This window comes from Streptomyces cinerochromogenes, assembly GCF_014648635.1.
Lineage (GTDB): Bacteria > Actinomycetota > Actinomycetes > Streptomycetales > Streptomycetaceae > Streptomyces > Streptomyces cinerochromogenes.
This window is the reverse complement of the sequence record NZ_BMRM01000001.1, coordinates 487,378-513,115: the sequence shown is the minus strand read 5'-3', so window position 1 is coordinate 513,115 and position 25,738 is coordinate 487,378. Positions and strand designations below refer to the sequence as shown.

20 protein-coding genes are annotated in these 25,738 nt (G+C 74.1%); 3 read left to right on the top strand and 17 right to left on the bottom strand.

The annotated features are described in order from the left end of the window. Both IEZ20_RS02210 and IEZ20_RS02205 read right to left on the bottom strand, forming a co-directional pair. Window positions 1-3,336 carry an FtsX-like permease family protein gene (locus tag IEZ20_RS02210; RefSeq protein WP_189294333.1) on the bottom strand — a complete coding sequence of 1,112 codons (3,336 nt, stop codon included), beginning with the start codon at window positions 3,334-3,336 and terminating at the stop codon, window positions 1-3. Between the two features lie 216 nt (window positions 3,337-3,552). Then, window positions 3,553-3,957, bottom strand: a complete 405-nt coding sequence (locus tag IEZ20_RS02205) for a globin (protein WP_189294332.1) — start codon at window positions 3,955-3,957, stop codon at window positions 3,553-3,555. A gap of 95 nt (window positions 3,958-4,052) precedes the next feature. Here IEZ20_RS02205 and IEZ20_RS02200 point away from each other — a divergent pair, with 95 nt between their 5' ends. Next, the gene (locus tag IEZ20_RS02200; protein ID WP_189294331.1) at window positions 4,053-5,030 is read left to right on the top strand and encodes a methyltransferase domain-containing protein; all 978 of its coding nucleotides are present in this window, start codon (window positions 4,053-4,055) and stop codon (window positions 5,028-5,030) included. A 6-nt stretch (window positions 5,031-5,036) separates the two neighbouring features. Here IEZ20_RS02200 and IEZ20_RS02195 read toward each other — a convergent pair whose 3' ends face one another. From IEZ20_RS02195 to IEZ20_RS02165, 7 genes are all read right to left on the bottom strand, one after another. Then, window positions 5,037-6,752, bottom strand: a complete 1,716-nt coding sequence (locus IEZ20_RS02195) for an FHA domain-containing protein (protein WP_189294330.1) — start codon at window positions 6,750-6,752, stop codon at window positions 5,037-5,039. A 34-nt stretch (window positions 6,753-6,786) separates the two neighbouring features. Next, complete coding sequence (locus IEZ20_RS02190; RefSeq protein WP_189294639.1) at window positions 6,787-8,130, bottom strand: vWA domain-containing protein; 1,344 nt, start codon at window positions 8,128-8,130, stop codon at window positions 6,787-6,789. 118 nt (window positions 8,131-8,248) lie between these two features. After that, window positions 8,249-9,562 carry a PP2C family protein-serine/threonine phosphatase gene (locus IEZ20_RS02185; RefSeq protein WP_189294329.1) on the bottom strand — a complete coding sequence of 438 codons (1,314 nt, stop codon included), beginning with the start codon at window positions 9,560-9,562 and terminating at the stop codon, window positions 8,249-8,251. Between the two features lie 3 nt (window positions 9,563-9,565). Continuing rightward, window positions 9,566-12,040 (bottom strand): serine/threonine-protein kinase, encoded by a 2,475-nt coding sequence (locus tag IEZ20_RS02180; RefSeq protein WP_189294328.1) that lies wholly within the window; start codon window positions 12,038-12,040, stop codon window positions 9,566-9,568. After that, window positions 12,037-13,317, bottom strand: a complete 1,281-nt coding sequence (locus IEZ20_RS02175) for a coiled-coil domain-containing protein (protein ID WP_189294327.1) — start codon at window positions 13,315-13,317, stop codon at window positions 12,037-12,039. The genes IEZ20_RS02180 and IEZ20_RS02175 overlap by 4 nt, the downstream gene beginning before the upstream one ends. Window positions 13,318-13,358: 41 nt before the next feature. Then, complete coding sequence (locus IEZ20_RS02170) at window positions 13,359-14,390, bottom strand: glutamate ABC transporter substrate-binding protein (protein WP_189294326.1); 1,032 nt, start codon at window positions 14,388-14,390, stop codon at window positions 13,359-13,361. A 14-nt stretch (window positions 14,391-14,404) separates the two neighbouring features. Then, complete coding sequence (locus tag IEZ20_RS02165) at window positions 14,405-15,838, bottom strand: GlnX family signal transduction membrane protein (RefSeq protein WP_373303876.1); 1,434 nt, start codon at window positions 15,836-15,838, stop codon at window positions 14,405-14,407. Between the two features lie 244 nt (window positions 15,839-16,082). On the opposite strand from IEZ20_RS02165, the gene IEZ20_RS02160 reads away from it, so the two are divergent. Further along, window positions 16,083-16,499: a hypothetical protein gene (locus IEZ20_RS02160; RefSeq protein ID WP_189294325.1), complete on the top strand. Its 417-nt coding sequence runs from the start codon at window positions 16,083-16,085 to the stop codon at window positions 16,497-16,499. A 4-nt stretch (window positions 16,500-16,503) separates the two neighbouring features. Here IEZ20_RS02160 and IEZ20_RS02155 read toward each other — a convergent pair whose 3' ends face one another. From IEZ20_RS02155 to IEZ20_RS02125, 7 genes are all read right to left on the bottom strand, one after another. Further along, window positions 16,504-17,535 carry an N-acetylglucosamine kinase gene (locus tag IEZ20_RS02155; protein WP_189294324.1) on the bottom strand — a complete coding sequence of 344 codons (1,032 nt, stop codon included), beginning with the start codon at window positions 17,533-17,535 and terminating at the stop codon, window positions 16,504-16,506. Continuing rightward, complete coding sequence (locus tag IEZ20_RS02150) at window positions 17,526-18,791, bottom strand: 6-phospho-beta-glucosidase (protein ID WP_189294323.1); 1,266 nt, start codon at window positions 18,789-18,791, stop codon at window positions 17,526-17,528. The genes IEZ20_RS02155 and IEZ20_RS02150 overlap by 10 nt, the downstream gene beginning before the upstream one ends. A 7-nt stretch (window positions 18,792-18,798) precedes the next feature. Further along, a complete protein-coding gene (locus IEZ20_RS02145; RefSeq protein ID WP_189294322.1) occupies window positions 18,799-19,632 on the bottom strand; it encodes a carbohydrate ABC transporter permease in 834 nt (277 codons plus the stop codon). Between the two features lie 3 nt (window positions 19,633-19,635). Further along, a complete protein-coding gene (locus IEZ20_RS02140) occupies window positions 19,636-20,577 on the bottom strand; it encodes a carbohydrate ABC transporter permease (RefSeq protein ID WP_189294321.1) in 942 nt (313 codons plus the stop codon). Continuing rightward, a complete protein-coding gene (locus tag IEZ20_RS02135; RefSeq protein WP_189294320.1) occupies window positions 20,577-21,932 on the bottom strand; it encodes an ABC transporter substrate-binding protein in 1,356 nt (451 codons plus the stop codon). The genes IEZ20_RS02140 and IEZ20_RS02135 overlap by 1 nt, the downstream gene beginning before the upstream one ends. Before the next feature lie 57 nt (window positions 21,933-21,989). Beyond that, window positions 21,990-23,201, bottom strand: a complete 1,212-nt coding sequence (locus IEZ20_RS02130; protein WP_189294319.1) for an ROK family transcriptional regulator — start codon at window positions 23,199-23,201, stop codon at window positions 21,990-21,992. 218 nt (window positions 23,202-23,419) lie between these two features. Next, the gene (locus tag IEZ20_RS02125; RefSeq protein ID WP_189294318.1) at window positions 23,420-24,247 is read right to left on the bottom strand and encodes a hypothetical protein; all 828 of its coding nucleotides are present in this window, start codon (window positions 24,245-24,247) and stop codon (window positions 23,420-23,422) included. Between the two features lie 228 nt (window positions 24,248-24,475). On the opposite strand from IEZ20_RS02125, the gene IEZ20_RS02120 reads away from it, so the two are divergent. Further along, window positions 24,476-25,087, top strand: coding sequence for a hypothetical protein (locus IEZ20_RS02120; RefSeq protein WP_189294317.1), 612 nt, complete (start codon window positions 24,476-24,478; stop codon window positions 25,085-25,087). Here the strand turns inward: IEZ20_RS02120 and IEZ20_RS02115 are convergent. Further along, window positions 25,077-25,697 (bottom strand): Uma2 family endonuclease, encoded by a 621-nt coding sequence (locus IEZ20_RS02115; RefSeq protein ID WP_189294316.1) that lies wholly within the window; start codon window positions 25,695-25,697, stop codon window positions 25,077-25,079. The genes IEZ20_RS02120 and IEZ20_RS02115 overlap by 11 nt on opposite strands. Window positions 25,698-25,738: the final 41 nt, after the last annotated feature.

The following is a 25,738-nucleotide window of genomic DNA, read 5'->3' as shown; positions in this document are numbered from 1 at the left end:
TCACTCACCTCCCGGGGCGCGCAGCGCCGCCGCCGGATCGGCCCGGCGGACGGCCGGCACCGCCGCGACCACCAGGGGTGCCGCGGCGACGGCCGCGAGCAGCAGCGCCACCCGGCCGGGCGGCAGCTGCACGAGCAGGTCGGGCACGGGGCGGGTCGCCTCCCCGGTCAGGACGGTCAACGGCAGGACGGCACGGGCCAGTACGGTGCCCAGCCCCAGGCCCACCGCGAGGGCCAGGCCCACCAGGACGGCCTGCTCGGCGGCGACCGTGCGGGCCAGCTGGCGGCGCGGCACGCCGAGCGCGCGCAGCACGGCGAACTCGGCGTTGCGGGCCCGCTGCGCACCGGCGGCGCCGACGGCGAAGCCGACCGCGGCGAGCGCCGCCGCCACCACGGCCGCCGCCGTGAACGCGGCCGCGGGTCCGGCGCCGAACGGGTCGTCGCGCAGCTCGGCGGCGATCTCGTCGCGGACGACGACCTGCCCCGGTCCGACGTCCGGCAGGGCGCGTACGGCGGCGGCCACGCGGGCGGTGGCGCCGGGTGCGGTGCCGAGCCACCACTCGGTGGGGGTGGCGCTCTCCCCGTACCGGGCCTGGAGGAGCTGGTTCAGGGCGCGCAGGTCGAGCAGGACGGCGCCGCCGTCGCGGGCGCCGGTGTTCGCCGGGTCGGTGGTGGCGGGCAGCGCGCGGACGGCCCGGACGATCCGCACCGGCACCCTCCGGTCGCCGACGGTGAGGTCGACCCGCTGCCCGGGGCGGGCGCCGGCCGCGGCCAGATAGCGGTCGGTGGCGACGGCCGGCACCGCCGCGGGCGCGGCCTGGGTGACCTGGAGCCGGAGGGTGACGGTGGCGATCGTCCAGATGCCGGCGTCCGGGAGGTAGCCGGTGCTGTAGGCGAAGGTGAGCGGGCCGGTGCCGGTGAGCCGGGGGCGGGTGGGGCTGGTGGCGGCGCTCGGCACGGCGGCGCCGCCGGTCTCCGCGGTGGTGGTCCAGCGGGCGGGCAGCGTGAGCCGGTGCTCCGTTCCGTCCGTCCCCGACGCGGTCAGCTTCTCCAGGGCGAGCCGGTGGTGCTCGGCGTGTTCGGCGGGCTGTGTGAGGTCCAGGCGCAGTCCGGTGAGGGTGGCCGGTCCGGAGGCGGCGGGGAGGGTGAGGGCCAGGGCGTGCGGGCGGCCGTCGGCGGGGAGCTGCCCGAGCGGCCGCTGGTACGGCACCCCGTACCGGTCCGCGAGCGTCACCGTCACCGCGGTCGTGGTGCCGGGCCCGGTCGAGCTGTGCAGACGGGCCGTCAGCGTCAGCCGGGCGGTGCCCGCCGGGACCCGGGCCCCGGCCGGGGCGCCCTTCGGCGTGAGCCGGCCGAGCAGCGGCCGGACCGGTTCGTCGGCCAGGTCGGGGCGCATCAGGACCGCGTCGGCCGCGTGCGCGGTGTCGAGGGCCAGCACGGTCGCCGTGCGGTCGCCGGACAGCGGCTGGGCGCCGCGCACCGCCGGGGCGGCCCCGCGCACGTCCGGCAGGCCGGTGTACAGGTCCGTACGGCCGAACCCGTCCTCCCCGCCGGCCAGCACCCGCACCGGCACCCCGGCCCGGAAGTCGGCCTGGTCGTCCTGCGAGCGGTCCCAGGAGGCGGCCTGCCCGATCGCGAGCATGCCGAGGGCGACGGCGAGGACCAGCAGCAGCACCGGGCCCGCCCCGCGCGCGGTGCGCCGGCTGAACTGCCAGCCGGCGAGCGCCACCGGCAGCCCCCGCCCGCGGGCCGCCCACCGCTCGGCGAACCGCGCCACGGGCGGCAGCAGCCGCAGCGTGAGGACGGTTCCGGCGAGCAGGGCCAGCGCGGGCGCGGCCACGAGGAGGGGGTCGATGCCGAGGGTGCCGGACCGATCCGTGCTCACGCCGCCGGAGTCCTGCCGGCCGAGCTGCCAGTAGGCCACGCCGGCGACGGCGAGCAGGCCGAGGTCGGCGCCGGTCCGCAGCGGGGCCGGGACGGCGGTGCGGGCCGGCTTCGTACGGGGCCCGCGCGGCTTCGGCGGCAGGGAGCGGCCGCGCCGGGGCCCGGACCCGCGGACCCGGGCCCGCACTCCGTCCCCGGTTCCGGTCACCGCCGGTACGGTCACCGCCAGCGCGCAGCCGAGGGCCACCCCGGCCGCGACCAGCCAGACGGCGGGACGGCCGGCCGGCGGGAGGTCCAGGCGCAGGCCGAGCCGGGCCAGCGGGCCGTGCCCGGCGAGCAGCGCGGTGAGCGGGCCGGCGAGGAGGGGCGCGCACACGGCGGCGGGCAGCGCGAGCAGCAGCGCCTCGGCGGCGGCGAGGGCGGCGATCCGGGCGCGGGAGGCGCCGCGGGCCCGCAGCAGCCGGGTCTCGTCGGCGCGTTCGGTGCTGAGCAGCCGGGCGACCAGCAGCAGCGCGTAGCCGGCGAGCAGCACCAGCTGGAGCGCGATGATCAGCAGGGTGGAGCGGGCCACGAGCAGCGAGCGCTCCACCCGGTCCAGCACGTCCGGCAGCGCGGTCTGCGCGAGCGTCGTCCCGCTCAGCGCGGCCGGCCGGCGCAGGGCCGCGCTGCCGTGCCGGGCCGCCGAGCGCAGCTCGCCGATCCGTCCGGTCGTCACCGAGGCGAAGTCGGCCGACGCCAGCCAGCCCGTCGCCCCGGCGCTGACCCAGCCGCCGGTGAGCACGGCCGGGTCGGCGAGCAGCGGGCCGTACGTGGTGAAGCCGGACTCCTTCACCCCGCGGCCGAGCAGGTCGTCCAGCCGCCAGTACGGTTCCGTCTCCGAGGCGGGCCGGTACACGCCGACGACCCGGACCCGCACCGCCGGCCCCCGTAACCGGTCGGCGAGGGTGAGCCGGGCACCGGGCGTCAGCCGCAGCGCCCGGGCGGCGGCCTGCGGGAGCGCCACCTCCACCTCGCCGGCGGCAGGGCCGCGGTGGCGCGGGAGGCGGCCGGCGGCGAGCCGCAGCCGGCCCGGGTCCAGTGCCGCGAAGTACGTCAGGTCCGGGTCGCCCGACCTGCGCGCGGGCGGCTGGAGCGAGCGGGGCAGCGCGTACGGCCCCGAGCGGCGCAGGGTCCGTACCGTCACCGGTAACCCGGCGAAGGTACGGCGCGCGCCCCGGCGTACGGCGGTGTCGGCGGCGGCCCGTTCGGCCGGGGGCACGTCCGCCTTGACGATCAGTGCGGTGTCGGCGGCGTTGCGCGGGTCGCCGAGCACGTGGCGCAGCGCCGCGTCGCCGATCGCGCCCGAGTACGCCGTGAGCGTCGCCAGGACCGCGGTGGTCAGCGCCACCGTCAGCAGAGCGGCGCCCAGCAGCAGGCGGTGCGCACGCGCGCGTGAGAAGACGAACCCCGTCACCCGGCCCCCGTGTGTCCGGACTTCCAGACCTGCGGGCGATGCTGGCAGAGGGGACGGCCTGCCGGTAAGCGGTTGTCGGCCCGTCTATACCGGATTGTGATCGGAATGCGGGGTCGAGCGACCGGAATCCGACCTTCAGTGACGACCTGTCAGTGCTGCGTGGTCAGGCACGGTGGTTCAGCGGGGTTCAGGGGGGTTCAGGGGGCCCAGGGGGGTTCAGTCGGGGGTGTTCACCATCGACGCGGCGGCGTACGTCAGGTAGTTCCACAGTGTCCGCTCGTGCTCCTCGGACAGATCCAGCTCGTCGACGGCCGCCCGCATGTGCCGCAGCCAGGCGTCGTGCGCCGCCCGGTCCACGGTGAACGGGGCGTGCCGCATGCGCAGCCGGGGGTGGCCGCGGTTCTCGCTGTACGTCGTGGGGCCGCCCCAGTACTGCATCAGGAACAGCGCCAGCCGCTCCTCGGCCGGACCCAGGTCCTCCTCCGGGTACATCGGCCGCAGCAGCGGGTCCTCGGCGACTCCCTCGTAGAAACGGTGGACGAGCCGGCGGAAGGTCTCCTCCCCGCCGACCTGCTCGTAGAAGGTCTGCTCCTGAAGCGTGCCGCGCCGAATCTCATTCACCCGTCCATCGTCTCAGACCGGACGGCCCAGGACCCAAGGCCTAGGACCGCTCCCGCCCGCCCCTGCGGCGGCCCGCCCGCCCCTACTGTGGACCCATGGGCTCCCACGACACGGAGATCGAGGTCCTCGCCGACGCGGCACGGGCCGCGCTGGTCCGGGAGATCGACGCCGACGGGGCCTGGGCCGGGGACCCGGTGTGGCGGGAGGCGTTCGCGGCGGTGCCCCGGCACCTGTTCGTGCCGTACTACTACGTCCCCGGACCACGCGGCTACGAACGCCGCTGGCGCGAGAGCCCCGAGCGCGCGGCCCGGGAACGCTGGGTGCGCGGCGCCTACGCGGACGTACCCCTGGCCACCCGGCTGCGCGACGGCGAGCTGCTGTCCTCCAGCAGCCAGCCCTCGCTGATGGCCCGCATGCTGGTCGCCCTGCGCGTCCGCGAGGGCGACCGGGTCCTGGAGGTCGGCGCCGGCACCGGCTACAACGCGGCCCTGCTCGCCCACCGGCTCGGCGACGACGACCTCGTCACCACCATCGACCTCGAACCGGAGATCACCGAGTCCGCCCGGCAGCACCTCGCGGCCGCCGGCCACCACCCCACCGTCGCCACCGGCGACGGAGCGCGCGGAGTCCCCGAACGCGCCCCCTACGACCGGATCATCGCCACCTGCGAGCTGCCCACGGTGCCGCGCGCCTGGCTCGCCCAGTGCCGTCCCGGCGCGCGGATCCTCACCCCGCTCGCCACCGGACTGCTCGCCCTGACCGTGTACGACGCGCGGCACGCCGAGGGCCGCTTCCTGCCCGGGGCCGCCTTCTTCGTGCCGCTGCGCGGCGAGGGCAGGCCGGAGCCCGGGGGAGTCCCGACGGCCGGACTGCCGGGCCGGGCCCGCCGGCAGGAACCGTTCCGCTTCCTGCTCGCGCTGACCCGGTCCACCCTCGACCCGCAGGAGGCGTACGCCCTGTGGGAGCGCGAGCAGGAGCCGGGCCGCGGACGCTACGGCGTCACAGTCGACGGCGAGCGCACCTGGGCATGGCTGGACGACCCCGAGGGGCCGTACGCCTGGTCCCTGCCCTGAGCCCGGTCAGCCCCGGCGGACGGTGATCGTCGTCCAGGCGCCCACGTGCACCCGGTCGCCGTCCTGGAGCGGAACCGGCACGAACGGCTGGATCGGCTCCTCCGACATGTTGACCGTGGTGCCGTTGGTCGAGTTCTGGTCGACGACCGCCCAGCTGCCGTCCGGCTGCTGCACCAGCACCGCGTGCTGGTGCGAGACGCCCGGGTCCTCCGGCGGCACCGACAGGTCGATGTCGGGGGTGTCGCCGGTGGAGTGCCGGCGGCGGCCGATGGTGACCTGGTTGCCGGTGAGCGGGCGCTGCTGCTCGGGCGAGTACGCGGGCAGGTTCAGGCCCGCGGCCTCGGGACCGGAGCGCTGCATCATCGCCATGAAGTACTCGCGGTCCGGGCCGATGGTCGCGGTCCAGTTGCCCGGCTGCGACGACTGCGGCGCCTGCGGGAAGCCGCCGCCCGGTCCGGGCGGGGCCTGGGTGGCACCGGTCTGCGGGTAGCCGTAGCCGCCGCCCTGGCCGCCGGGGCCGGAGGAGGGCGGGGAGATCACCCAGTCGTCGTCCCCGGCCGGCGGCCGGCCGGCCTCACGCGGGAACGCGGGCGGGGCCGACGCCCCGGCCTGCTGGAACGCCTGCGGGGCACCGCCGGGACCGGGCGGCGTCGGCCCGGGCGGGGGCGGCACCGCACGGGAGGGGTCGCCGCCGAAGCCGGAGGGGCCGGGAGGTGTGGGACCCCCGGGGCCGGAGGGGCCGCCGGGGCCCTGCCCCGGGCCGCCGCCGAAGCCGGAACCGGGACGCTGGTTCTGGGCGCCGCCGAACCCGGACGGACCGCCCGGACCACCGGCCCCCGGACCCTGACCGCCACCGAAGCCGGAGGGACCGCCGGGACCCTGCCCCGGACGGTCACCGAAGCCGGAGGGACCGCCGGGACCCTGTCCCGGGCCGCCGAACCCGGACGGGCCGCCGGCCCCCGGGCCCTGGCCCGCACCCTGGCCCGGCCCCTGACTCTGCCCCGGCACACTGCCGAAGCCGCCCGGACCCGACGGGCCGCCGGGACCGGGGCCCTGCCCCTGTCCCGGACCCTGGCCGGGCCCACCGCCGAAGCCACCCGGACCCCCTGGACCCCCCGGACCACCAGGACGCTGACCAGGTGCCGTGCCCTGACCCGGACCCTGACCCTGGCCGAAGCCCTGAGGCGGCCCCGGGGGGCGCTGGCTGCCCTGGCCGAACGGGGGCGCGCCCGCGGGGCCGGGGGAGGTCTGCGGGCCGGAGGGGCCGCGGTCGGCGCCGAACGGGGTCGGGGCCGACGGCTCGCCGCCGAAGGACGGGATCGGCTCGGCCGGGCGGTTCACCTGCGAGGGCCGCGAGCCCTGGTACTCGTACCCGTCACCGCCGCCGTACGTCGCGCTCGGCGGCTGGAACCGCGGCTGCGGCGGACGCGGGGCGGCCGGGGTGTAGGAGGTCGCCGTGTTGGTCAGGAAGTTCCACCGGCACTCCTCGCAGAACGGCGCGCCGCCCTCGCGGGGCGTACGGCACTGCGGGCACAGCTCCGGCTCCGGGTCCGGCCCGGCGGCCGGGTGCGGGCGCCCCCCGCCGGGCTGCGGGTAGCCGTAGCCGCCGGCGGCCGGGGGCGGCGGCGGAGGGGGTGGAGGTACGGCACCGGCCATGCGGTGACCGCAGACCTCGCACCAGTCGTCGGAACCCGACTGGTGTCCGTTCGGGCAGGTCGGCATGTCGGCGCTTCCCCTTCTCCTACGCTTCCAAGGGTCACTTCTTTACACGAACAGTCTTGGTGGACCGGGTCTCCAGCGTCATCTCGTCCGCCTCGGCGACCCTCGTCTTCAACCGCACAGTACCTGTCGCGGCGTCGACCACGTCCACCACCTTCGCAAGCAGTTTCGCAGTATCGGCGTTCCCCGAGGCGCTCGCGAGCTGAACAGCGCGCCCCAGTTTGGCCGTTGCTCCATCGAAATCGCCCGCTTTGCGAAGGTCGAGACCCTTCTGGATGGCCTGCGCCAGTTCGGCCTGCCCGGTGTAGTGCGCGACTTGGGGGTTGATCGAGGTGGAGGCGGCCATGTCGTCGGTCCACACCGCCCGTACGAGACCCTGAGCGCCGAGGTTCTGCACCGAACCGTCCGCTTGCGGGACGACGAGCGACACCCGGGCGGCGAGCATCTCCTGGCCGAGCCCGGCCGGCGGGACCGTCACGCACAGGTGGTAGTCGCGGGACTCGTCCCCCCAGGAGCCGGTCGGGTAGTCCCCGGCGCGCGGTCCGGCCTCGGTGCGGCGGGCGGTCAAGTCCGCCACGGTGGGCGCGACTTGCTTGACGAACCGGATCGTCGTGCCGACCGGCGTCCACACCCGCAGCAGGACGTCGGCGACCTCCTTGCCCATCGCCGTCTCCATCATCCGCGTGAAGTCCGCGGCGAGGCCCGCCGGGTCGGCGACGATGTCGGCGGTGCCGAGCAGCGCCGAGGCGATCCCTGTGACTTCTTTCACTTCCCAGTCGGTGCCCACGCCCCGCGCGTCACAGGTGAACCGCCCCGCGCACTCGTCCAGCGCGGCCCGCAGCTCCTGCGGTGACTCGTGTTCGTTGCGGCCGTCGGTGAGCAGGATGCCGTGGCGGATGGTGACGTCCGCCGCGGACAGCAGCCGGTCGGCGAGCCGCAGCCAGGTGCCGATGGCCGTACCGCCGCCCGCGCTCAGCCGGCGCAGCGCCTGCTTGGCCTGCTCACGGGTGGTGGCGTCGGCGACCGCGAGCCGCCCGCCGCCCGGATAGACCTCCTTGGCCACGTGCGTACCGCCGATCACCGCGAACCGGGTGCCGTCGCGCAGGGCGTCGATCGCGGCGGCCGTGGCGTCGCGGGCGCCCCGCATCTTGGCCGGCGGGTAGTCCATCGAGCCGGAGCAGTCGACCATGATCGCGACCGCGGCGGAGGGCTGCCGGCCCGGCGCGTGGACGGGCGCGGAGACCGCGCTGCCGATGGTGCCGCCGCCGGTCGCGGTCACGGTGACGACGGCGTTGACCTCGCTGCCGCCCTCGGGCAGGTACTCGTTCTGGTAGACGTCCACCGAGAACCGTGGCACGTTCGACTTCGCGAAGTTGGCCATGCTTGATCGCATCCCCCTCGGACACCTCGCTCACACGAGGCGATGACTGTCGGCGGACCGGTCCCCTCCGGTCCGCCGCGGCTTCCCCGTGCCGTATCCCCCCGGTCGGGTACGGCCCTCAGGCCGATCCTGCCCCCTGCGGCGGCACCGGGAACGGCAGGACCGCCACTGTTACGTTGTCGTGGCCCCCACCGTCCAGGGCGTGCCCCACCAGCACCCGGGCGCCGTGCAGCGGGCGGTCCGCCACGTCCGCGGGGACGACCTCGGACATCTCCTCGGCCGACTCGGCGTAGTTCCACAGCCCGTCGGTGCACACCACGACGGCACCGGGCCGGTCCGGCTTGAACGCGGCGGTGTGCGGCTCCAGTTCGTAGGCGTCCGCGCCGAGCCAGCCGGTGATCGCGTGGGCCCGCTCGTCGGCGTACGCCTCGGCCTCGCTCATCAGGCCGGCGGCGACCATCTGCGCGGCCCACGAGTCGTCCTCGGTGAGCCGGGCGGGCGGCGCGGTGCGGTCGGTGGGCACCCAGTAGACCCGGCTGTCGCCGACCCAGCCGACGACCAGCAGCCCGGAGGTGACGATCGCGCCGACGATCGTGCAGGCCGGCGCGTTCTGGTGCGGGGCGTGCTCGCGGGCCGTGGCGGGCTCCTCCGCGAGCGCGTTGACGGCCTGCGAGGCGGCGACGATCGCCTCGTGCATGGCCGCCTGCGGGTGGGTGCCGCGCGGCAGCGCGGCCAGCAGGGTGTCACCGGCCGCCTGGGACGCGGCCAGGGACGCGTCGTCGGGGCGGGTCGCGGAGGACACGCCGTCACACACGATCGCCACCGCGGCCGGGGTGCCGTCGGGCAGCGTGGTGTGGCCGACGGCGAAGGCGTCCTCGTTGCGGTGGTGGCGCAGCCCGCGGTCGCTGACGGCGGCCACCGGGCCCGACTCCCGCTCCACGTGGTCGCGTTCGCGCGGCTGGGCGTGCCCGCAGTTCTCGCAGTAGCCGTCGCTGTCCACCCGGCCCGTCCGGCAGGCCACGCAGAGCTGCGCGGGCTCGGCCGGGGCGGCGGTCAGCCGCGGGTCCGGCGCCTGCAGCGGGTACTCGTCCGGCTCGTCCGGCCGGTCGAACCGCACCCCGGAACCGGGGGACCGCCCGGCGCCGGACTCGTGCCCGGGCAGCGGCGTGTCACCCGAGTCGGTGCCGGGCAGGTCCGTCGGCAGGTGCGCCGCCGACGGCATGTCGGAGCCGGCCGGGCCGGGATCGGGCCAGGCCGTGCCGTCGTCCGCTCCCGCGGAACCGGTCATGGTCAGCGTCGGATGGTCCTGCGGCGGAGCGGGCACCGCCGAAAGGTCGTATCCGCACGCTCCGCAGAACAGGTCACCCGGCTCCACGGGCTCCGTGCAGCTCGGGCACTTGGGCAGTGCGGCCTGCCGGGGCATCTGCGACATCGACTACACCCACGTCCGGGGGCGGTAACGGTTGGCCCGTTCCACCAGCTCGATCCTCTCCTTGCCGCCGGGCGCCAGCCGGGCCAGCGTGCGGTAGGCGCGCTCCAGGCCGAAGCGGAGACTCCGCTCGTCCAGACCGCTGCCCAGCAGCACCCGGCCGCCGGCGGCGGACCCGGTGCGCTGGCCCCCGGAGAGTATCCAGTCCAGCGCACATCCGAGCACCTCCGCCGACAACAGCTCGCGCCGCGCCGGATCCAGGCCGTACGCCTGGAGCACCTCGACCTGACCGGCGGCGGCCGTCAGGTCGTCCAGGAACGGTACGTCACCCGCGCCCGCGGTGCGTTGTCTCAGCCGGGCCCGGACGGCGGCGACCCGGGCGGCCGTGTAGTGGATGGAGGACTCCGGCACCGACTCCAGCGTCCGTACGGCGCCGCCGCGGTCCCCGGCCGCGAGCCGCACCCGGGCCAGCCCGAACGCGGCGCTCACGAAGGCCGGATCGGTCGACCACACCAGGCGGTAGTACTCGGCCGCGTTGTCCAGCTGGCCCAGAACCTCGGCGCACAGGCCGAGCGCCAGCTTGGGCGCGGCCTCACCGGGGAAGGCGTCGTAGATCGCGTCGAACGCGAGCGCGGCACCCTCGAAGTCCCCGGTGACCAGCGCGGCCACACCCCGGTACCACACCACCCGCCAGTCGTCCGGCTGTTCCTCGTCCAGCTTCGCCAGGCTCATCAGCGCGCCCTGGTGGTCGCCGCTCTCCAGCCGGGCGCGGATCTGCCTGAGCCGGGTCTCCACGGTCTGCACGGGCGCCGCGGCCAGCGCGGTCATCAGCTCGGCCGGCGCGGAGGCCATCAGGCCCGCGAGGAAACCGGCGTTGGGGTCGGCCGGGTCGACCAGCGGCACCGGCAGGGCCAGCGCGGCGGCCGCGGTGCCGACCGGCTCGACCAGCGCCGGCGGGAGCGAGGCGGGGACGGCGGGCGCCCTCCCCACCGGGCGTGTCCCCAGCCGGGACACATCCCCGTCCAGCCGCGGGAACAGCTCGGTGTCGGTGACCTTCACCTCGGGCCCGAACAGCGTCGACAGCGCGGGCCGCGCCTGCCCGGACTGGAGCGAGACGACCTCCCGCAGCACCCCCGTCAACTGCTCGGCCATCTCCTGCGCGGAGGCGAACCGGCGGGCCGGGTCGGGGTCGGTGGCGCGGACCAGGAGCCGGTAGAAGGACTCGTACCGGCGGAAGACCTCGATGCCGTCGGGGTCGGGCAGGGAGTCGGCGTAGACGTTCGTGTAGCCCTGGAAGTCGAAGGTGAGCACCGCGAGGGTGCGGCCCACCGTGTACAGGTCGCTGGCCACCGACGGGCCGGACTCGGCGACCTCCGGGGCCTGGTAGCCGACCGTGCCGTAGATCGCGGACTCGGCGTCGTCCATGCGGCGGACCGCGCCCATGTCGATCAGCTTGAGCTGGTCCTCGGTCTGGATGGCGTTGTCGACCTTGAAGTCGCAGTAGAGGAGGTTGCGGCTGTGCAGGTGGCCGAGGGCCTCCAGCGCCTCGATGCCGTACGCGCACGCCTGTTCCACCGGCAGCGGGTCGCGCCGGCCGTCGGGCGCCCGGCGGGCGTTGGCGATCTCCTTCAGGGACTTGCCGCCGACGTACTCCATGACGATGTAGCCGTCGAGGGAGCCGGTGCGCTGGTCCAGGTGCTCCACGAAGTTGTAGATCCGCACGATGTTGGCGTGCTCGATCTCCGCGAGGAACCGCCGCTCGGAGATCGCCGCGGCCATCGCGTCCTCGTCACCGGTGTCCAGCAGGCCCTTCAGGACGACCCAGCGGTCGGAGACGGCCCGGTCCACGGCGAGGTAGATCCAGCCGAGCCCGCCGTGCGCGAGGCAGCCCGCCACCTCGTACTGGCCGCGCACGATGTCCCCGGCCTTCAGCTTGGGCACGAAGGAGTAGGGGTGCCCGCACTTGGTGCAGAACCCCTCCGTGCGGCCCGGCCGCTCACCCCGGGCCCGGCCCACCGGAGCCCCGCAGTCCGCGCGCGAGCAGAACCGCTTCCGCTCGGGCACCTCCGGGTTCTCCAGCACCATCGCGCGCGGGTCGGGCCGCGGCACCTGCGGCACCGAGACCAGTCCGGCGCCCAGCCGGCCGCGCGAGGAGGTCCCGGACGAGGAACCGGAGCTGCGCACCGACACCGAGCGGCCCGTGGAGTTCCCCGACAGCGACCGGGAGAGCCGCCCGGACACCGAGCGGCGCGACCTCGACGACTGCGAGGACGTCCGCGCGCTGCGCGAACTGCCGCTCTCGGAGGCGCCCTTGGTGATCCCGGTGGCAGGCGAGGCCACCATGCCTCCCCCGGCGGGGGGAGCCCCGGCCGAGACCACGGGGGCGAGCCCGCACGTGTCGCAGTACAGCTCGCCGCCGCCGACGTCCTCGTACGTCCCCGCGCAGCCCGGCCGCTGGCAGGTCTGCCCCGGCTGACTCATGACGCGTCCCCCTTGCGGTCCTCCGGAGCGTTCGCGCCGCCGAGGAGTTCGGCCGCCGTCTGCTGGTAGCGCAGCACGGCCTGCTCCGCCACCCGCAGGTCGCAGGGCGCGCTCCACAGCATGCGACGGGCCGCGTCGTACCGCTCGACCAGCAGCGGGTCCTCGGCGAGGCCGTGCCGGGCCACCTTCGCCTTGTAGGCGTCGAGCCGGCCGCGCAGCTCGGCGCGGACCGCGAGCGGCGCGGTGACCGCGGTCAGCGACTCGCGGGCGCGCAGCAGCTCGTCCTCGGCCTTCTCCTCCAGCGACTCCAGCAGCGGGGAGAGCCGGTGCCACTGGGCCTGCCTGCGGTACTCGGCCGCGGTCGCCAGCTGCTCCTGCAGCGCGGTCGGCGGGCCGCTCACCACCGGCACCTCGGTCGCGGCGATCTTGGCGAGCACCTCGCCGCGCGCGGTACGGGCCTCGGCGAGGGTGCGGTCCGCGCGCGAGAGCACGTCCCGCAGCCGGATCAGCCGCGCCTCCGCGTCCTGGCGCACCGTCAGCACGGCGTCGATCTCCCGCCGCACGTCCTCCAGGGCGCGCGCCTCACGGTCGTACACCGTCGTGTCCGGACGTCCGCCGCCGGGCGCCGAACTGCCCTCGGCCGGCACCCAGAAGGCGAGCGGGTCGCGGACGACGTCCTCGCGCAGCTGGGTCAGCGTGCGCGTGATCCGCTCCAGGTCGTCACCGGCCGGGTGCTCGCCGGGGCGGACCCCGACGGAGTGCGCGAGGCCCCGGGTGCGCTGGAGTTCCGCGGCGAGTAAATCGATCCGCGCGGGCAGCGCCGACCACACCGCGTCGGCGGCGACGATCACGTCCAGGCTCGTCGCGTACAGCTCGTTCATCCGGTCCACCAGCGTGGACAGCGAGTACGTCTCGCTGAGCCGGCCGGTGCCCCCGCCGGGCACGGTCACGGACTCGCCGCGCAGCAGCCCGGTCAGCTCCGCCAGGTCCTCCCGGCTGGACCAGCGGCGCCGCGCGCGGATCTCCCGGGCGCCGCGCAGCGCGGCCGTGTAGGCGTCGAAGTACGCCCACAACCGGGTGATCCGCGCCTCCGTGGCCTGCCAGCGTTCCCTGGTGACGCCGGTCAGGTCGGCGCCTTCGAGGAGTCTGCGGCCCGCGTGGTCCTGCAGGGCCAGCAGCGAGGTCTCGATCGCCTCGTGCTCCTGGCCGAGCCGCGCCAGCGCACGGTCCACCTCGTCCCGGTCCATCACCGGCCCGGCGGGGTCCGTGACGCCCATCGATCACCTCTCGCTTGCTGTCTGTTCCGGTCGGGTGCGGCTCAACTGCCGCGCAGGTACTGCGGCGCGGGCGGTTTCGACGCGGCGGAATCCTTGCCCAGTGTCGCCGACAGCCAGTCGTCGTACGACGTCTGCCAGCCCTGGGCGCGGTAGTCCACCAGGACGCGGTTGACCCGGCGCACCAGATCGTTCGCGTCCTTCTTCATCGCCACTCCGTAGTACTCGGTCGTGAAGGCCTTGCCCTTGAGTTCGACCGTCGGGTCCTGCGCGGCCTGGCTCGCGGCGAGCGCGCCGTCGGTCACCACCGCGTCCACCTCGCCGAGTTGCAGCCGCACCAGGCAGTCCAGCTGGTTCGGGACGGTGGCGGAGATGTCGGTGGAGGCGGGCAGCCGGCCCGCCGTGCGGTCGGCGGCCAGCTTGGCGTGCGCGGTCGAACCGGCCGCCGTGCACACCCGCTTGTGCGCCAGCGAGTCGTCGTAGCCCGTGATCGAGGACGACTTCGGCGCGAGGACCTGCTGACCGGTCTTGAAGTAGGGCGCGGAGAACGCGACCTGCCGCAGCCGGGCACAGGTGATCGTCATCGTGCGCACCACCATGTCGACGCGCCCGTCCTCGATCGCCGGTATGCGCTGGCTGGTCGGGATCGCCTTGAACTGCACCGCGTCGGCGTCCCCGAGGATGTCCTCGGCGATCCGGTGCACGAGGTCGATGTCGAAGCCCTCCAGGCGCGCGCCCTCGGTGTTGGGGTTGCGGTAGCCCCAGCGGTAGCTGTTCTGGTCGACGCCGACGACCAGCTTGCGCTTGGCGCCCGTACGGGCCTTGATGGCGTCGATCGTCGTGCCGTCCGCACCGGACGGGGCGAGCGTCTGCCGGTGCGCGTCGGCGTCCACGCAGCGGTCGGCGCGGGCCTGGATGCCGGTGGCCGTCTTCTGCCCGGCCCGCTCCGGGGCCCGCGGCGCCCGCTGGGTGCACGGCAGCAGCAGGGCGAACGCCAGCGCCACCGCGCACAGCACCGCCATCGCGGCGACCCCGCCCCAGCCCCGCAGGGACGGCCGTGCGCGGCTCACGTCCATCACCTTGCCCCCTGTCACCGGTACTCCGAAAGTCTGCGGCCGATGCCGGCGACGGCGCCGGCCGCGCCCAGCACCGCGAGGACGGCGACGCCCACCGGCAGCCCGGTCATGGCGTCCCGGCCGTCCCCGGCGGCCTGCTGGAACTCGGCCCGCTCATGCTCGATGGCCCGGGCGAGACTGCGGTCGACGCCGTCGAAGCACTCGGCGGTCGCGCCCTTCGCGCCGATCACCTTGTCCAGCGCCTGCTGGTAGTTGCCGTTCTCGTCCTCGCTGCGGGCCTCGGCGTGTCGCTGCTTCCACACGGCCATGTTGCCCTCGGCCGCCTTGACCGGTGCGGTGCCCCCCTGGTCGTCGGCGAGCCGCGCCGCCTCGGTGAGGCCCTTGCCGAGCACGGCGATGTCCTGGTCGAAGTCGTAGTAGTAGGTGTCGTACGGCTTGCCGTCGACCGTGACGGTCTCCGCGCCGCGCGCCACCAGGCTCAGGTTCTCGTTGCCGCGCGCCTTCAGGGAGGCGATCCGGGCGTCGTGGAGGACGTTGAGCGAGCGGATCCCGTGCTGGTAGGAGCCGTCGAGGCCGGAGCGGGCGACCGCGTGGCCCACGACCAGCCAGAGCAGGGCGACGGTGGTCGCCGCGCTGGCGGCGACCAGGCCGTGGTTGAGGACGCGGTTGGTGCGCCGGTACATGCGGTGCTGGGCCCAGCCGAGCGCGGCCAGGGCGAGCAGGCCGAGCGTGATCGCCGCCCACGGGTACGGCGTCGCGTCGCCGTAGTCGGCGTCGAGGCGGCGGTTCTCCGTGGTGTAGAGGTCCTCCGCCGCCGGGAGCATCTGCTTCTGCATCTTCTCGTTGGCGTACCGCAGATAGGCGCCGCCGACCGGATAGCCCTGCCGGTTGTACGTCCGGGCGCGCTCGATGAGGCCCTTGTACTCGGGCAGCAGCCGGTTCAGCCGGGTGATGGTCGCCTCGGCGGCGGAGCCCGGCTCGGCGTTGGCGGCGGCGGTGACGAGGCCCGCGGCGGCGGTCCGGACGTCCTTCTCGTACCGGTCCCTGGACTGCGCGTTCTCCTGGCCGCCGGCGAGGAACCCGCTGGAGGCCGCGGTGTTGGCGTCGGCCAGCGAGCGGTAGATGGCGGCCGCGCCGGAGCTGAGCGGCTGGCTGCGGTGCAGGACGTCGTCGGCGGCGGCCGAGCGGGCACTGGTCTGCCAGGCGGTGACCACGCCGAACGTGACGACCAGCAGCGCGAGTACGGCGCCGATGATCCGCAGCCGGCCCGGCTCGGTCGTCGCGGCGGCCCGCAGCCGCTCGACGCCCTCGGCGAAGGCGGTCCGGCGCGCGGGCGGCACACCGGGAGCGATGGCCGCGGGGGGTCCGGGCTGTGCGGGGATGCCGGGGGCGGCGGGCACACCGGAGCCCACCACCGGTGGTGCCGCGCTCTTCGGCGGGTGTGTCACTTGACCTCCCCCATGGTCATCCGTTCGCCGCCAAGTATCGCCGCCGGCACTGGCCTCCGCACCGGCCTTCACTCGATCTTGATCGGATCGCAGTGTGCCCGGGGGCGCACGGCGCCCGACGCACCACCCCTTGCCGATGAACACGCCGGTCTGGACGGATCGGTTCCCCGCTGTGCCAAGTAGGCTGCCGGGGAGCGGAGTTCGGGGTGGAACGGCGGGGAGCGACGGAAGCGGAGGTGGCGGTGTGGAGGCCGAGCTGACGGCGTTGGCCGTGTCCGGGGCGACGACCCTGGTGCAGCTGATGGCGGGGGACGCGTGGGCCACGGCCAGGAGCCGGGTCCAGGCGCTGTTCGGGCGCGGACGGGAGGAGGAGGCGCGGGCGGCGGCCGGGGAGCTGGACGAGGCGCGCGGCGCGGTGGTCGTCGCCCGCGCCGACGGTGACCGGGCGGCCCTCGCCGAGATCGAGTCCCTGTGGCAGGCGCGGCTGCTGCTCCTGCTGCGCGACGATCCGGCGGCGCGGGACGAGCTGCGCGCGCTGGTCCAGGACGCACGGCGCGCCCCGGAGCGGGGCGGCACCGTGCAGCACACCATCAGCGGCGGCGACTTCCACGGCCCGGTCATCCAGACCGGCACCATCAACGGCGACCTCCACTTCGGCTGACGCCTCACGGGGAGGCCGGTGCCTCCCCGTGCCCGGGTCGGTGGGCGGGCCGTGCCGGCTCCCAGTGGCTCCGCGCCCGCTCCTGCGCCCGTGGGTCCGAGCCCAGCCGGTCCAGGCCCAGCAGGGCCGCGCCCAGGACCGGGCTCGCCGTCACCACACGGACGTCGGCCTTGGGGGCGCGGGCCGCCAGCAGGGTGCGGATGCCGTCGTCCAGCTGGGTGTGGCCCGCGGTGAGGACGCTGCCGCCGAGGAGGACCGGGGTCTCCTCCTCCAGCAGCTCCAGGCGGGTCAGGGCGACCGTCGCCATCACCGTGACCTCTTCCGCGAGCCGGGTGACGATCGCCCGGGCCACCGGGTCGCCGTCGGCCGCCGTGGCGAACAGGACGGGGGTCAGCTCGTGCCGGCGGTCCTGGCCGAGGTGCTCCAGGTGGAGCGCCTCGATGAGGGCGTACATGCTCGGCAGGCCGAAGTGCGCGGGAAGGGTACGGGCCAGCGAGGTCGGCTTCCCACGGCCGTCCTCCGCGCGGGCCGCGTGCCACAGCGCCTCCTCCGCCAGCCCCCAGCCGCCGCCCCAGTCACCGGAGATACGGCCGATGGCGGGGAAGCGGGCGGTGCGGCCGTCGGGGCGCATGCCCACGCAGTTGATGCCCGCCCCGCACACCACCGCCACCCCGCGCGGCTCGGCGACGCCCGCCCGCAGGATCGCGAAGGTGTCGTTGCGGACCTCCACCGACGCGCCCCACGCGCGCGCGTGCAGCGCGCTCGCCAGCTGCTCCTCCTCCACCGGGAGGTCGGCGTTGGCCAGGCAGGCCGAGACATGGCCGACGGAGCCGACCCCGGCGTCCGCGAACGCCCGGGCCACCGGCTCCGCCAGCGCGTCCAGCGCCGCCGCCACGCCCACCGCGGGCGGACGGAAGCCGCTGCCGCGGGCCGTGGCCAGGACCTCGCCGGCGCCGGTGACCACGGCCACGTCGGTCTTGCTGTTGCCCGCGTCGATGGCGAGGACGATCGGGGGTGCGGGTGCGGTCAGGCCCACGCGAGGTGCTCCCGGTTGTGTGCGACCAGCTGGTCGGTGAGGGCGTCGGCGTAGGCGTACTGGCCGATCAGCGGATGGGCGAGCAGCGCCCGGAAGACGCGGTCCCGGCCGCCGCGCAGGGCCGCCTCCAGGGCCAGCTCCTCGTACGCCGTCACGTTCGCGACCAGGCCCGAGAACAGCGGGTCCAGCTCGGGGACCGGCAGCGGGACCGGGCCCGCCGGGCCGACCGCCGCCTGCACCTCGATCACCGCGTCGTCCGGGAGGAAGGGCAGGGTGCCCCGGTTGAGCGTGTTCACCACCTGGTACGGGCTGCCTCCCGCGCCCAGCAGGGCCGCCGCCAGGTCCACGGCCGCCTCCGAGTAGAAGGCGCCGCCCCGCTTGGCCAGCAGCGCCGGCTTCTCGTCCAGGGCCGGGTCGCCGTACATCGCCAGCAGCTCCCGTTCCATCGCGGCCACCTCGAAGGCGCGCGACGGCTTGGTGCGCAGTTCGCGGACGACCTCGTCGTGCGCGTAGTAGTAGCGCAGGTAGTAGGAGGGGACGACACCGAGGTGGTCCAGCAGGGCGCGGGGCAGGCGGACGTCGTCGGCGATCGCCCCGCCGTGCTCGGCCAGGAGCTTCGGCAGGACGTTCTCACCCTCCGGGCCGCCCAGCCGCACACCGGTTTCCCAGGTGAGGTGGTTGAGGCCCGCATGACCCAGGTGCACATCCGCCGGGGCCACACCGAGCAGGGCCGCGAACTTCCGCTGGAAGCCGATCGCCACGTTGCACAGGCCCACCGCCCGGTGGCCCGCCTGGAGCAGGGCCCGGGTGACGATGCCGACCGGGTTGGTGAAGTCGATGATCCACGCGCGCGGGTTCGCACGGCGGACCCGTTCGGCGATGTCGAGCACGACCGGGACCGTGCGCAGTGCCTTCGCCAGGCCGCCGGCGCCGGTGGTCTCCTGGCCGATGCAGCCGCACTCCAGCGGCCAGGTCTCGTCCTGCTCCCGGGCCGCCTGGCCGCCGACGCGGAGCTGGAGCAGCACGGCGTCGGCGCCGTCGACGCCCGCGTCCAGGTCGGAGGTGGTGACGATCCGGCCGCCGTGGCCCTGCCGGGCGAAGATCCGGCGGGCCAGGCCGCCCACCGGTTCCAGGCGTTCGGCGGCCGGGTCGACCAGGACGAGTTCCTCGACGGGCAGGGTGTCCCTGAGGCGTGCGAAGCCGTCGACGAGTTCGGGGGTGTAGGTCGAGCCTCCGCCGACCACAGTGAGTTTCATGTGTGGTTTAACCCTTCACTCCGGTGAGCGTGACGCCTTCGACGAACGCCTTCTGGGCGAAGAAGAACACGAGGATCACGGGGGCCATGACCAGCACGGTGGCGGCCATGGTGAGGTTCCAGTCGGTGTGGTGGGCGCCCTTGAAGGACTCCAGCCCGTAGGACAGGGTCCAGGCGCCGGGGTTCTCGGACGCGTAGATCTGCGGGCCGAAGTAGTCGTTCCAGGCGGAGAAGAACTGGAAGAGGGCCACGGCGGCGATGCCCGGCCTGGCCATCGGCAGGACGACCCGCAGCAGGGTCCTCAGGTCGCCGCAGCCGTCGACCTTCGCCGCGTCCAGGTACTCGTTCGGGATCGTCATCAGGAACTGGCGCAGCAGGAAGACGGAGAACGCGTCCCCGAACGCCATCGGGACGATCAGCGGCCACAGCGTGCCGGACAGGTCCAGCTGCTTCGCCCAGAACAGGTACATCGGGATGACGACCACCTGCGGGGGCAGCATCATCATCGAGATCACCAGCATGAGCGACAGGTTGCGGCCCCGGAAGCGGAACTTGGCGAGCGCGTACGCCACCGGGACCGAGGAGACCACGGTCAGCACGGTGCCGAGACCGGCGTACAGCAGCGTGTTCCGCCACCAGGTGAGGAAGCCCGGCGTGTCGAGGACCTTGCGGTAGTTGTCCCACTCCCAGGTGTGCGGGATCAGGTCCCGGCTGAGGGCCTGGCTGTCGCTCATCAGCGAGGTCAGGAACACGAAGGCGAAGGGGAGCGTGAAGAACAGCGCGGCTGCCACGCCCAGGGAGTGGACCGCCACCCACTCCAGAGATGCCTTGCGGCGGTTCATACGTCAGTCACCTGCCTGGATCAGGCCGCCCCGGCGCCGCATCAGCAGCGCGGTGAACGCCGTCGACAGGGCGAACAGCACGAGCGCCACCACGCACGCCGAGCCGTAGTCGAAGCGCTGGAAGCCGAGGTTGTAGACGAGCTGGGGGAGGGTGAGCGTGGACTTGTCGGGGTAGCCGGGCTCGAACTGGGTGCCGGCGCCCTGGATCACTCCGGAGGCGACCTTCCCGGCCACCAGCGGCTGGGTGTAGTACTGCATGGTCTGGATCACGCCGGTGACGACGGCGAACATCACGATCGGCGAGATGTTCGGCAGGGTGACGTACCGGAAGCGCTGCCAGGCCGAGGCGCCGTCCAGCTGGGCCGCCTCGTACTGCTCGGCCGGTACGTCGAGCAGGGCGGCCATGAAGATCACCATCAGGTCGCCGATGCCCCACAGGGCCAGCAGCGTCAGCGCCGGCTTGGACCACGCCGGGTCGTTGAACCAGCCCGGCGCCGGCAGTCCGGCCTTCTCCAGCAGGGAGTTCACCGGGCCGGTGCCGGGGTTGAGCAGGAACGCGAACGCCATGGTCGCCGCGACCGGCGGGGCGAGGTACGGCAGGTAGAACAGGGTGCGGAAGACACCCGTACCCGTCCTGATCCTGGTGATGAGCAGCCCGACGCCCAGCCCGAACACCACCCGCAGACTCACCATGACCACGACGAGCCACAGCGTGTTGCGCAGCGCGGGCCAGAACAGCGGGTAGTGCTCGAAGACGTACGTCCAGTTCTTCCCGCCGCTCCACCGCGGCGGCCGGAAGCCGTCGTAGTGCATGAAGGAGAAGTAGACCGTGGAGATCAGCGGATAGGCGAAGAAGACCGAGAAGCCGACGATCCACGGTGACATGAAGGCGAGGGTGCGCAGCGCCGCGCGCCGGCGTTTCGACGCGAGGGTGACGGTGCCCATCACCGGGCCTGCGCGATGTCCGTGTCGATCTGCGCGGCCGTCTTCCGCAGCCCGGCCCTCAGATCGGTGACCTTGCCGCTCTCGTAGTCGTAGCCGAACTCCTGGATCGTCACCAGGTACACCCCGCCGTTGACCGAGGCGGGCGTGGTGGTGGAGTGCGGGTCGGCGGCGATGTCCAGGAAGGTCTTGAACCGCGGGTCGTACGTCAGCTTCGGGGACTTCAGCGCGGCGAGCGTGGAGGGCACGTTGTGGATGTCGTTGGCGAAGCCGACCACCGCGTCCGTGTCCGTGGTGATGTACCTGAGAAACTCCCAGGCCGCGTTCTGCTTGCGGCTGGTGGCGGCGATTCCCGCGATGGTGCCGGTGATGTAGCCCTTGCCGTACTGGTCGGCCTGGTCGTCCGGGACGGGCAGCGGGGCCACCCCGATCTCGAAGCCGGGCTTCGCCGCCTCGGCCATGCCGAGCCGCCACTCGCCGTCGAGCTGCATGGCGACCTGGCCGGTGTGGAAGGGGTGCTTGGGGCCCCACTCGTCGCCGAGGGTGGCGCGGAACCTCTCCAGCCGCGCGAACCCGCCGAGTTCGTCGACCAGTTTCTTCTGGAGCGTGAAGCCCTTTTCGAACGCGGGGTCCTTGGCGAGGTTCGACTTGCCGTTCTCGTCGAAGTACGTCGGCGAGAACTGGCCGAGGTAGTGCTCGGTGGTGGATTCCCAGCCGTGGTAGTCCGGCATGAACCCGAGCTGCCGGTACCCGCTCCCCTGGGGGACGGTCAGCTTCTTCGCGTCGGCCTCGAACTCCGACCAGGTCTTCGGGGGACCGGCGATGCCCGCCTTCTCGAACGCCGTCTTGTTGTAGTAGAGCCCGTACGCGTCGCCGAGCAGCGGTACGGCGCAGCGGTTGCCGTCGAACCGGGTGTACTCGTTCATCGGCTTCGGGAACGTCTTCTCCGGGTCGATCCCGGACTTCTCGAAGAACGGGTTCAGGTCGACCAGCGCTCCCGAGGAGCAGAACCTGCCCACGTTGTTGGTGGTGAACGACGAGATCACGTCCGGGGCCCGGTCGCCGCCGGCCCGCAGCGCCTGGTTGATCTTGTCGTCGGTCATGTTGCCGACGATGTCCACGTGGATGGTGGGGTGCGCGTTCTCGAAGCCGGCGACCAGGGCCTTGACGGCCTTCACCTCGCTCGGCGAGCTCCAGGCGTGCCAGAAGGTGATCGTGGTGTCCTTCGAGGGGTCGTCGGTGGCGCCCGAGCCGGACTGGCCGGTACAGGCGGTGGCGAGGAGGGCGAGGGAGGCGGTCAGGACACAAGCCGCTTTTCGGGCGGTCGTGGGTATGGCTCGGGACAGGGCTGTGGGCATGGCGAGGTCTCCCGGGGACAGGTGCCAGGGGCAGGTGCTGCCGGTGTGGGGGCGGGCTCAGCGCGAGGTGTCGAAGACCTCGTCGCGGGTGGCGGCGAGCGCGGACTCCAGCGCGCCGCGCAGTACGGGGTGTTCGCGGACGTCGCCGACGACCAGCCGGGGCCGGGCCGCGGCCAGCTCCTCCAGCTCGGCCTGGACGAGGGCGCGCAGCACCTCGCCGCCGGCCGTCAGCGTGGAGCCGCTGAGGACGACGAGTTCGGGGTCGAGCACGGAGACGAGCGAGGCCAGACCGGTGGCCAGCCGGGTGGCGTAGGCCTGGAGCAGCTCCCGGTGCGGGCCGCTCGCGTGGTCGGCGGCGCGGGCCACGAGCGTGGTGGCCACGTCGTGGTGCGGCCCCGACGGCACGTCCGGGACGCCGAGTTCCCGGGCCAGCCGCGGCAGGGCCTGGGAGCCGGCCAGCTCCTGGTAGCCGCCGCTGTTGGCCTTGGTGACCTGCCGGACCAGGGGGGTGCCCGGCACCGGCAGGAAGCCGACCTCGCCGGCGCCGCCGGTCCAGCCGCGGTGCAGCCGGCCGCCCAGGACCAGGGCGGCACCGAGGCCCTCCTCGTTCCAGAGCAGCACGAAGTCGTCGTGGCCGCGGGCCGCGCCGAGCCGCTGTTCGGCGAGGGCGACGAGGTTGACGTCGTTCTCGTACTCGACCGGCATCGGCAGCGCCGCCGCGAGGTCGTCGAGCAGCGCGGGGGAGTGCCAGCCGGGCAGGTGGGAGGCGTAGCGCAGCCGCCCGGTGGTGGGGTCGAAGGCGCCGGGCGTGCCGATGACCAGCCGGTGCACGTCGGAGCGGGCGAGTCCGGCCGCCTTGACGGCGCCGTCGAGGGCGTCGGTGACCTGCTGGACGACGGACCGTGCGGGGCGCCGGCCGGGGGTGTGCAGTTCGTGCTCGCCGACCGTGCGGCCGGTGATGTCGGCGACCGCGGCGCGGATGCGGTGCGGGGTGACGTCGAGTCCGGCGGCGTACGCGGCGGTCGGGTCGACCGCGTACAGCTGGGCGCTGGGACCCGGGCGGCCCTCGCTGGTGCCGGTGAGCCGGACCAGGCCGGCCGCCTCCAGGCGGGCCAGCAGCTGGGAGGCGGTGGGCTTGGACAGACCGGTGAGCTTGCCGATCCGGGTGCGCGACAGCGGCCCGTGCTCCAGCAGCAGGTCCAGGGCGGCGCGGTCGTTCATGGCGCGCAGGACGCGCGGGGTGCCCGGCGTACCGGCGGTTCCTGCCATGGGGGTCGACACCTGCCTTTCCAGCCGCCCAGCTTTTCAGTGACCTGGGCATGACGTCCAGTTGTGATCACCGGGCGCCGGGAGATCACTGTTAGGAAACTTTCCTATTGGGTTGGGAGGAACGTAAGCCGAGGACGAAGGGGGCGTCAATAGACAACGCCCCCGGGGCAACGGAGTCGTTACCTCGGGGGCGTCGCGGTACGGTGCCGGACCGGCGGCTACTTCACGGTCACGTGGTCGCCGGCGGAGGTCTTCGCGGCCGTGGTGGCCGTACCGGCGAAGACGAAGCGGTAGGTGCCGCTCCGGCCCGCCTTCACGGTGGTGGACAGGGCGCCCCCGGTGCCGGAGGTGACCGTCCTGACGTCGGCGTACGCGCCGCCGTCCGCCTTGAACTGCAGGACCGCCTTCTGGTCCCGGTAGCCGGTGTACGTGCCGGTCACCCAGTTCGCGCGGGTCAGCCTGCCCTTGACGGTCAGCGTCCTGCCCTTGGCCACCGGCTCCGGGGCGGCGTCCGTGGTCAGCCGGGACGCGCGCTGCACCTTCGCCGAGGCGAGGTTGCCCCACAGGGTGACGTCGGACTCGCTGTGCAGGTAGTCGTCCGAGGCGCTTTCGTCGCTGTGCGCGTAGAGGCCCGCGGCCTTCCAGGTGCCGGCGTCGGCGGCCTCGTACAGCGTCTCGTCCGGAGCGGCGACGATCGTCTCGGTGCAGCTCTCGGTGACGGTCGTGTCCGTCGTGGCGGTGGTCGTGCAGACCGGCGCCCTGCGCGGGCCCAGGTCGTTGTCGAGCGACTTCAGGGTGCCGCGGTAGAGGATGACCGCCTGCACCGTCTTCTCCTGGTCGATGACCAGGTTCTTCGGCCGGGTCAGGGTGTACGACACCGGCACGCTCACGGCCTTGACGGTGCCGACCACGACCGGCTTGCCCTTGTTCACGGTCACACCGGAGAACGTCAGGTCCGGTGTACCGGCCGCCGACGCGGCGGGCGCGGCCAGGCCGGCCAGGGCCAGGGCGCCGGACAGGGCGGCGCCTATGGCGAGCTTTCGCATGTTTCCCCACATTCGAGACGGTCCCCCGGGCGACGTCGCGCTCCGGATCAGGGGGCCGTGGTGGAGTGACCCTAGAGGATCACCGGATGCGGGGGGAATGCGGGGTTCCTGTGAAGGTGATCTCGGACCGCGCGGGGTCCGAGGGCGCGTCACGAGTGTGCAACGGGTGTGGTTTTCCCTGGTCACAGCGCTTACATTCGGGCGGCGCGCGAGACGGGGAGAGACGACGTGAGAAGAGGCCGTACGACGGTGGCGGCCCTGCTGCTGGGAGCGGTGGCGGTGGCGTGCACGGCGCAGCAGCCGCGGGGGGTCCGGGCGGCGCACCCGGCGAAGCCGTCCGCGCAACCGTCCTGCGGCTCCGGCGCGTTCCGCTGGGGCGCGGTACGGCAGGAGACACGGCTGACCGGTGTCTCCCCGGTGGTTCAGGTCGGCGAGGACGACGGCTGGACCACGTTCCGGAACGTCCCCGTGCGTACGGTCGTCGCCTCGGTCCGGACGAACGGCGCGCGGGTGTCCCCGCGGCGCGCGCTGGCCTCGCTGGAGAAGCGCCTGGGCTACGACACCGGCGACCTGATGGCTCCCGGCGAGGACACGGCCCACCGTCCCCGGCACCCCGACCGCATCGACTTCGACGGAGCCGGCCGCTTCGTCACCGCGGAGGCCGTGCAGGTCGTGGACGCGAGCTTCGCCGTGACCTGCCCGGACGGCACGCACTACGGCAGCGTCACGACCTGGCTGAACGCCGACCAGGGCGCGTCCCTGGCCTGCGGGGCCGACCCCGGCGAGGAGGCGTGGGTCCGCGAGGCCTACCAGCTGGCCTGCGGGTCGGTCAGTCGGTGAGGAACGGGGTGGTGTCGAGGGTGGGGTAGGGCGCCGGGAGGGGGAGGGGGTCGCCGAGGGTGACCTTGGTGTCCGTCTTGTAGTAGGCCTCGGTGGGGTCGTCGCCGGGGAGGACGGGGTCCGTGTAGCAGTGGGCCGTCCGGGAGTGGCGGTCGATGAGGACGTAGACGGGGATGCCGGCGGCGGCGTAGGTGCGGAACTTGGGGCCGGTGTCGGTCTCGTGGTTGGTCGACGTGACCTCGCCGACGAGGGCGATCATGTCGATGGGGTACCAGCCCTTGTTCGCCTTGCGGTACGACTCGTCGAGTTCCGTCGGCCTGCGGCGGCGGACGTAGAGGTCCGGAATGATCAGGGCCATGGTCCTGCCGTCCTTGTGGGCGGCGCGGTAGCCGTTGCCCATGCCCACGAGGCGGTGTCCGGCGGCTCGGAACTGGAAGCTCAGCTCGAATGCGCCGTCGTTGTGGTTGTCGTTCGGTTGCGGCGGCACGAAGGCGGTCCCCTCGACGTACTCGGGTCGAATCGGCATCGGTGCTGCCTCTTCGATCGCACTCAACAGGTCGATGGGGTCCACCTGCGTCATGACCGGCTCCAGGATCGGTTCGGCGCTCATCGCTTCTCCTCGTCACGCTGCTGCCAGGCTAAGCCCGCACT